General features: G+C 72.0%; 10 protein-coding genes and 1 riboswitch. Of the genes, 7 read left to right on the top strand and 3 right to left on the bottom strand.

Annotated elements, in window-relative coordinates; genetic code table 11:
* Positions 1 to 134 precede the first annotated feature (134 nt).
* The 3 genes from ACFZBT_RS26965 to ACFZBT_RS26955 form a co-directional block, all read right to left on the bottom strand.
* Positions 135 to 608, bottom strand: a complete 474-nt coding sequence (locus tag ACFZBT_RS26965) for an NlpC/P60 family protein (protein WP_391108292.1) — start codon at positions 606 to 608, stop codon at positions 135 to 137.
* Positions 609 to 611: 3 nt separating this feature from the next.
* Positions 612 to 824: riboswitch (cyclic di-AMP (ydaO/yuaA leader) on the bottom strand.
* A 345-nt stretch (positions 825 to 1,169) separates the two neighbouring features.
* On the bottom strand, positions 1,170 to 1,478 hold the full coding sequence (locus tag ACFZBT_RS26960; protein ID WP_391108289.1) for a hypothetical protein: 309 nt from the start codon (positions 1,476 to 1,478) through the stop codon (positions 1,170 to 1,172).
* Between the two features lie 7 nt (positions 1,479 to 1,485).
* On the bottom strand, positions 1,486 to 2,121 hold the full coding sequence (locus ACFZBT_RS26955; RefSeq protein WP_391108286.1) for an ATP-dependent Clp protease proteolytic subunit: 636 nt from the start codon (positions 2,119 to 2,121) through the stop codon (positions 1,486 to 1,488).
* A gap of 89 nt (positions 2,122 to 2,210) precedes the next feature.
* On the opposite strand from ACFZBT_RS26955, the gene ACFZBT_RS26950 reads away from it, so the two are divergent.
* From ACFZBT_RS26950 to ACFZBT_RS26920, 7 genes are all read left to right on the top strand, one after another.
* Positions 2,211 to 2,498 carry a type II toxin-antitoxin system prevent-host-death family antitoxin gene (locus ACFZBT_RS26950; protein WP_391108283.1) on the top strand — a complete coding sequence of 96 codons (288 nt, stop codon included), beginning with the start codon at positions 2,211 to 2,213 and terminating at the stop codon, positions 2,496 to 2,498.
* Between the two features lie 157 nt (positions 2,499 to 2,655).
* Positions 2,656 to 2,958, top strand: a complete 303-nt coding sequence (locus ACFZBT_RS26945) for an urease subunit gamma (protein ID WP_391108280.1) — start codon at positions 2,656 to 2,658, stop codon at positions 2,956 to 2,958.
* A gap of 12 nt (positions 2,959 to 2,970) precedes the next feature.
* Positions 2,971 to 3,282, top strand: coding sequence for an urease subunit beta (locus ACFZBT_RS26940; RefSeq protein WP_391108277.1), 312 nt, complete (start codon positions 2,971 to 2,973; stop codon positions 3,280 to 3,282).
* Entirely contained in the window at positions 3,275 to 4,996 is a 1,722-nt protein-coding gene (locus tag ACFZBT_RS26935; RefSeq protein ID WP_391108274.1) for an urease subunit alpha, read from the top strand. The genes ACFZBT_RS26940 and ACFZBT_RS26935 overlap by 8 nt, the downstream gene beginning before the upstream one ends.
* 10 nt (positions 4,997 to 5,006) lie before the next feature.
* Positions 5,007 to 5,681, top strand: a complete 675-nt coding sequence (locus tag ACFZBT_RS26930) for an urease accessory UreF family protein (RefSeq protein WP_391108271.1) — start codon at positions 5,007 to 5,009, stop codon at positions 5,679 to 5,681.
* 147 nt (positions 5,682 to 5,828) lie between these two features.
* The gene (gene ureG / locus ACFZBT_RS26925; protein WP_391108268.1) at positions 5,829 to 6,506 is read left to right on the top strand and encodes an urease accessory protein UreG; all 678 of its coding nucleotides are present in this window, start codon (positions 5,829 to 5,831) and stop codon (positions 6,504 to 6,506) included.
* Positions 6,494 to 7,267 (top strand): urease accessory protein UreD, encoded by a 774-nt coding sequence (locus tag ACFZBT_RS26920; protein WP_391108266.1) that lies wholly within the window; start codon positions 6,494 to 6,496, stop codon positions 7,265 to 7,267. The genes ureG and ACFZBT_RS26920 overlap by 13 nt, the downstream gene beginning before the upstream one ends.
* The last annotated feature ends 7 nt before the right edge of the window (positions 7,268 to 7,274 follow it).

Genomic DNA, 7,274 nt, shown 5'->3' with positions numbered 1-7,274 from the left:
GCCCCCGGCCCGCCCCCCCGGGGGGGGCTATAGTCCCCCCCGGTGTCGGCCCCCCGCGGCCCCGCCCCACCCCCCCATCCCCCCGCCCCGGGGGGGGGGGGGCCCCCCCCCCCCCCCCCCCCACGCCGGGCGGATCACTTCACGCGCCCGTACCAGACGCTCTTGGTCCAGATCTTCTGCAGCCGCACCACGTCCCCGCTCTTCGGGGAGTGCCAGAGCTTGTTCTTACCCGCGTAGATACCCACGTGGTAGACGTTCCGGCCCGAGTGGAAGAACACCAGGTCTCCGGCCTTGCGGTTCTGGGCGGAGATGTGGCGGGTCTTGTTGTACTGCTGGGCGGCCGTGCGCGGCAGCTTCTTGCCGACCTTCTTGAACGAGTACAGCGTCAGGCCCGAGCAGTCGAACCGGTGCGGGCCGGTGGCGCCGTACTTGTAGGGCGATCCCTTCTTCGAGGCCGCTATCTGGAGTGCCTTGGTCGCCGGCGTGGCCGCCGCTGCCTCGGAGGAGAAGCCGGGAGCCACGATCGAGCCGCCCACGGCGGCGATGGTGAGGGCCGAGGCCGTACCGGCCCGGACCATGAGCGACGGGACACGATTGAGCGCAGTCATGCGCAACCCTTCGTCAGCCGCCTGTGAAGGATGACCTGTCGGATTCGGGCTGGCGAAGTTGCCCGGCCGCTGACGCGGCTTCACCCCAAGGGCTGCTCGGCTCCGGTCATGGCGTGACCGTCCCGGCGACCCGTCGTGCTTGGGTCCTCCACTCCTGCCGATCCACTCCTGTCGACCGGTCATCCAGGCGGCGGCAGGACTCGGCGTCCGCCCGGATCGCCCCGCCGCTGCGGCGGGGGCTTGTCGTCAGTCAGGGATCTTGACTGATGGTTGTCATGAAATCCCAACGGAACCGGGGATTTGTGTTGTTACTCACCACTCACCCGTTCGGGTGGACACGTCTGTGTTCGACCGGGTGTCCACCCCGCCGCGCACCGCCGGACCAGCGATGGAATGTCCCATTCCGCCCCTCCACCCCGCGCGCCGCGCAACCGTGACGGGCCAAAAATTGGTGTCCCGTCTACTCCGAACAGCGGTACGTCGTTTGGCTCGTTTCGACTCAGTCCCGGACGTCACGTCGACGGCCGAGGTGTCCGGGTCGACGGATCCGTCGGCGCCGCGTCAGCCGACGGACTCCGGGGGCAGGGTGATCCGGGCGGTGCGGCGCTCGCCGTCCAGCACCCGCAGCGCCCGGGCCAGCGTGTCGGCGTGCAGCTCCGTCTCGCCCCGCTGGTGCATCAGGTCCAGCGCGTCACGCAGCGCGGTCGCCTTGCCGACCAGGGCCTGGGCGGCGCGCAGCCCGCGGTAGGTGTCGCCGTGCAGCGCCGGATTGATCCGGCCGAGCAGGTCCACGACCTCCAGGTAACGGTCGATCAGCTCCGCCTCCGCTCGGGTCAGGGCGGGCAGCGGCGGCAGTTCGGGCGGCAGCACCGGCGGCTCACCTTCCGGTCGGCGCGGCCATGGTGGCCTTGCGGTCGGGGACGATCCGGTCCACCAGTCCGTACTCCACCGCCTCCCGGGCGGTGAGCACCTTGTCCCGCTCGATGTCCTCGCTCACCTGCTCCCGGGTGCGACCGGTGTGCCGCGCGAGCATCTCCTCCATGCGGGTCCGGATCCGCGTCAGCTCGTCGGCCTGGATCGCCAGATCGCTCGCCTGTCCCTGGACCGGCTCGGGCAGGGCGGGCTGATGGATCACCAGGCGCGCGTCCGGCAGCATGGACCGCTTGCCCGGCGTGCCGGCCGCCAGCAGCACCGTGGCGGCCGCACCGGCCTGGCCCAGGCAGACCGTCTCCACGTCGCAGGTGACGTAGCGCATCGTGTCGTAGAGGGCCGTCATCGCGTGGAACGCGCCGCCGGGGGAGTTGATGTAGAGCTGGATGTCCCGGTCCGGGGCCTGGTGCTCGAGGTACATGAACTGGGCCATCACGTCGTTCGCCGAGATCTCGTCCACCGGAGCCCCGAGGAAGACGATCCGCTCCTCCAGCAGCTTCGAGTACGGGTCCATCTGCCGCTGCCCGGACCCTGTGCGTTCGGTGAACTCGGGCAGCACGTGACGGGCGGACGGTCGGGTCATGGCGAACCCCTCCTCGCGGCAGAGCCGTCTCCGGCGACGGCTTCCTCTGTAAAAAATGTACAGGACGTACGTCACGTTATGATGAGGCCATGGCCTACGAGATTCCGGTGACGCAAGCCAGGGCTGAGCTCGCCGACCTGATCAACCGCGTGGTGTACGCCGGTGAGCGCGTCGTCGTCACCCGGCACGGCAAGCCCCTCGTCGCCCTCGTCTCAGCCGATGACCTGCGGCGACTCGAGGAGACCCCCGAGCTCGCCGAGCCCGCCGAGGAGCAGGTGATCAGCGCCGTCTCCACGGTCCGCGAGGTCGCGTCCGCTCCTCGCGAACGGCAGCGGTTCGGGATCGCGGCGGAGCATCGGGGGGCCAACCCGTCGTAGTTCTCCGGACGGGTTCCCACAGGCCGGAAGGATCACAGCTCGGTTAACGTGCCCGAAACCCGGTCCAACTAGCCTGCCGCCACGCCACCAGGGCTTTTCCCCGGGGCTGCGGCAGCCGGGCCCCGCACGGTCCGGAGCGAGGACTGTGAGGTGGGACGTGCAACTGACCCCGCACGAGCAAGAGAGACTGCTGATCCACGTCGCGGCCGACGTGGCCGGGAAGCGCAGGGCCCGCGGGCTGAGGCTGAACCACCCCGAGGCGGTCGCGCTCATCACCTCGCACATCCTCGAAGGCGCCCGTGACGGCCGTACCGTCGCCGAACTCATGTCCTCCGGGCGCAAGCTGCTCACCAGGGACGACGTCATGGAGGGCATCCCGGAGATGATCCATGACGTCCAGGTCGAGGCCACCTTCCCGGACGGCACCAAGCTCGTCACCGTCCACGACCCGATCGTCTGACGGGGAGCCGCCGTGATCCCCGGAGAGATCTTTTTCGCCGACGACCCGATTGCCTACAACGAGGGCCGCGAGGTCACCCGGCTGACCGTCCTCAACGCCGCCGACCGGCCCGTCCAGGTCGGCTCCCACTACCACTTCGCCGAGGCCAACCCCGGCCTGGAGTTCGACCGCGCCGCGGCCCGGGGCAGGCGGCTGAACGTCGCCGCCGGCACGGCCGTGCGCTTCGAGCCCGGGATCCCCGTCGACGTCGAACTCGTTCCGCTCACCGGCGCCCGTGTCGTGCCCGGTCTGCGCGGTGAGACCGGAGGTGCCCTCGATGCCTGAGATCTCGCGTGCCGCGTACGCCGACCTGTTCGGCCCGACGACCGGCGACCGGATCCGGCTCGCCGACACCGACCTGCTGGTGGAGATCGAGGAGGACCGCTCCGGCGGCCCCGGCCGCGCCGGTGACGAGGCCGTGTTCGGCGGCGGCAAGGTCATCCGCGAGTCCATGGGCCAGGCGCGTGCCACGCGGGCGGAGGGCACCCCGGACACCGTGATCACCGGCGCGGTGATCATCGACCACTGGGGGATCGTCAAGGCCGACGTCGGAGTCCGCGACGGCCGGATCACCGGCATCGGCAAGGCCGGCAACCCCGACACCATGGACGGCGTCCACCCGGACCTGGTCATCGGCCCGGAGACCGAGGTCATCGCCGGCAACGGGCGGATCCTCACGGCCGGCGCCATCGACGCCCACGTCCACTTCATCTGCCCGCAGATCGCCGACGAGGCGCTCTCCTCGGGCATTACCACCCTCGTCGGCGGCGGCACTGGCCCGGCCGAGGGCTCCAAGGCCACCACCGTCACCCCCGGCCCCTGGCACCTCGCCCGGATGCTGGAGGCGATGGAGGCCTACCCGCTCAACATCGGCCTGCTCGGCAAGGGCAACACCGTCTCCCACGAGGCGATGCTGTCCCAGATCCGGGGCGGCGCGCTCGGCCTGAAGCTGCACGAGGACTGGGGCTCGACCCCGGCCGTCATCGACGCCTCGCTGACCGTCGCCGAGCAGACCGGCATCCAGGTCGCCATCCACACCGACACCCTCAACGAGGCCGGGTTCGTCGGCGACACGCTCGCCGCGATCGCCGGGCGGGGCATCCACGCGTACCACACCGAGGGCGCGGGCGGCGGGCACGCGCCGGACATCATGACCGTGGTCTCCGAGTCGTACGTGCTGCCGAGCTCCACCAACCCGACCCGGCCGTTCACCGTCAACACCGCCGAGGAACACCTCGACATGCTGATGGTCTGCCACCATCTCAACCCGGCGGTGCCGGAGGACCTGGCCTTCGCCGAGTCCCGGATCCGGCCCTCCACGATCGGCGCCGAGGACGTGCTGCACGACCTGGGCGCGATCTCGATCATCTCCTCCGACTCCCAGGCCATGGGGCGCGTCGGCGAGGTCGTCATGCGGACCTGGCAGACCGCGCACGTGATGAAGCGGCGGCGCGGCGCGCTGCCCGGGGACGGACGCGCCGACAACCACCGAGTACGTCGCTATGTCGCCAAGTACACGATCAACCCGGCGCTCGCCCAGGGCCTGGCCCGGGAGATCGGGTCGGTCGAGAGCGGCAAGCTGGCCGACCTGGTGCTGTGGGAGCCGGCGTTCTTCGGCGTCAAGCCGCAGCTCGTCATCAAGGGCGGGCAGATCGCCTACGCGCAGATGGGCGACGCCAACGCCTCGATCCCCACACCGCAGCCGATCCTGCCCCGCCCGATGTACGGGGCGATCGGGCGGGCACCGGCCGCCAACTCCCTCAACTTCATCGCCCCCTTGGCCGTCGAGGACGGGCTGCCGGAGCGGCTGGGACTCGGCAAGCGGTTCGCGGCGATCGATTCGACGCGCGGAGTCACGAAGGCGGACATGCGGGAGAACGACGCGCGCCCGGACGTTCGGGTCGACCCCGACAGCTTCGCCGTGCACATCGACGGCGAACTGGTCGAGGCGGCACCCGCGGCCGAACTCCCCATGGCCCAGCGCTACTTCCTGTTCTGAGGACGCCCTGATGTCACGAGCAGCGCTTCTCGTCCTGGCCGACGGCCGGTTCCCCGCCGGAGGGCACGCGCACTCCGGCGGGGCCGAGGCCGCGGTCAAGGCCGGGCGGATCAAGGGAGCGGCGAGCCTCGCGGACTTCTGCCGGGGGCGACTGCACACGGCCGGATCGGTGGCCGCGGCACTCTCCGCCGCGGCGGCGCTCGGGATCGACCCCGTCGCGCTGGACCGCGCCGCGGACGCCCGTACGCCGTCCCCCGCACTGCGGCTCGCCGCGCGCAAGCTGGGGCGCCAGCTGATGCGAGCCGCCCGTTCGACCTGGCCGTCCACCGAACTGGACACGCTGGCGCGAAAGTTCCCCAAGGGCGCCCATCAGCCGGTGGTGCTCGGCCTGACGGCCCGGGCGGCCGGACTGGGGCCCGTCGACGCGGCGTACTGCGCGGCGTACGAGAGCGTGAGCGGCCCGGCCACGGCGACGGTCCGGTTGCTGAGCCTGGACCCCTTCGACGCGACAGGCGTGCTGGCTCGGCTGGCGCCGGAGCTGGACCAGATCGTGGACCGCGCGGTGGAGGCGGCCCGGAGGGCCGTCGACGAGGGGGCCGACGCGCTGCCGGCGGGCTCGGCGCCCCTGCTGGAGATCGGGGCGGAGGTGCATGCCGGGTGGCCGGTACGACTGTTCGCCTCCTAGCTGCCCTATGAACGCCGCGTAGACCCATCTCCTCAGGGGCGCGGGGAACTGCGCGAGAAACCCCCACCCACCCGCACCCCGACACCAGCGCTCGCCACCCCGGACCCGGTCGCCTCAGACCAGGGCCCGCCCCACCAGGAGCCACACATGCACCTCGACCACCACCACGACGGACCGTCGACCGTAAGCGCGGACGCGCACCGCCCCGACGGCGCCCGCAGAGCACTCCGCCTCGGCCTCGGCGGCCCCGTCGGCTCCGGCAAGACCGCCACCGTCGCCGCGCTCTGCCGGGCACTGCGGGACGAGCTGTCGCTCGCGGTCGTCACCAACGACATCTACACCCGGGAGGACGCCGAGTTCCTGCTCCGGGAAGCCGTGCTGCCGCCCGAGCGGATCACCGCCGTGGAGACGGGCGCCTGCCCGCACACCGCGATCCGGGACGACATCTCGGCCAACCTGGAAGCGGTGGAGGACCTGGAGGACGCCGTCGGGCCGCTGGACCTGGTCCTCGTGGAGTCCGGCGGGGACAACCTCACCGCGACCTTCTCCAAGGGGCTGGTCGACGCGCAGATCTTCGTGATCGACGTGGCCGGGGGCGATGACATCCCGCGCAAGGGCGGGCCGGGCGTGACCACCGCCGACTTGCTCATCGTCAACAAGACCGACCTCGCACCGTACGTCGGTTCCGACCTCGCGCGCATGGCCGCCGACGCCAAGGCGCAGCGGGCCGAACTGCCGGTGGTCTTCCAGTCGTTGCGGAGCGAGGCCGGGGTGACGGAGGTCGCCGCGTGGGTGCGGGCACAGCTCGCCGCGTGGACGGCGTGAGCGTGCACGGTGCCGGGGTGCGGTCCGTCGCGCGGATCGTCGCCCGGGACGACGGCCGGGGCGGGACCTCCCTGCCCGTGCTGGAGAGCGACGGACCCCTGGCGCTGCGGCGGACCAGGGCGAGGGGCGCTGAGACGCGGGTCATGCTCGTCGGAGCGATGAGCGGGCCGCTCGGCGGCGACCACTTCACCGTGGAAACCCGGGTGGAGGAAGGGGCCCGGCTGTCGGTCGGGTCGGCCGCCGCCACCATCGCGCTGCCGGGGCAGTCGAAGAGCGAGGCACGCTACGACGTGCGGCTCGACGTCGCCGACGGCGCCGAACTGCACTGGCTGCCGGAGCAGTTGATCTCCGCCCAGGGCAGCGACCTGTACGTCACGACCGGCGTCGACCTCGCCGCCACGGCCCGGCTGGTGCTGCGCGAGGAGCAGGTGCTCGGGCGCGTCGGTGAGGAACCCGGGCGGCTGACGAGCCGTCTGACCGTGCGGATCGCCGAACGAGCCGTGCTCGACCAGGAGCTGGCCTGCGGCCCCGGCGCGCCGGGCGGCTGGGACGGGCCCGCCGTCCTCGCCGGGCACCGGGCGGTCGGGCAACTGGTCGTCGTACGGCCGGAGTTCGCTGAACAGCCGGTAACGGCCCGGGTGCTGGGGGAGGGGGCCTCGGTTGTGCCGCTCGCTGCTCCCGCCGCGCTGGTGACCGCCGTGGCGCCGGACGCGCTGCGGCTGCGGCGGCTGCTCGACGACGCACTGACGTCCCTCGCGTAGACGCTCG

Origin of the sequence: Streptomyces sp. NPDC008137 (assembly GCF_042957035.1) — a bacterium.
Taxonomy (GTDB): domain Bacteria; phylum Actinomycetota; class Actinomycetes; order Streptomycetales; family Streptomycetaceae; genus Streptomyces.
Note: the sequence above shows the minus strand (reverse complement) of the source record. Positions and strands in the feature narration are given on the sequence as shown.

Coding starts and splice junctions, on each gene's coding strand:
- ACFZBT_RS26935 (WP_391108274.1), top strand. CDS start 3,275: ATGCCTGAGATCTCGCGTGCCGCGTACGCCGACCTGTTCGGCCCGACG.
- ACFZBT_RS26930 (WP_391108271.1), top strand. CDS start 5,007: ATGTCACGAGCAGCGCTTCTCGTCCTGGCCGACGGCCGGTTCCCCGCC.
- ureG (WP_391108268.1), top strand. CDS start 5,829: ATGCACCTCGACCACCACCACGACGGACCGTCGACCGTAAGCGCGGAC.
- ACFZBT_RS26965 (WP_391108292.1), bottom strand. CDS start 608: ATGACTGCGCTCAATCGTGTCCCGTCGCTCATGGTCCGGGCCGGTACG.
- ACFZBT_RS26950 (WP_391108283.1), top strand. CDS start 2,211: ATGGCCTACGAGATTCCGGTGACGCAAGCCAGGGCTGAGCTCGCCGAC.
- ACFZBT_RS26955 (WP_391108286.1), bottom strand. CDS start 2,121: ATGACCCGACCGTCCGCCCGTCACGTGCTGCCCGAGTTCACCGAACGC.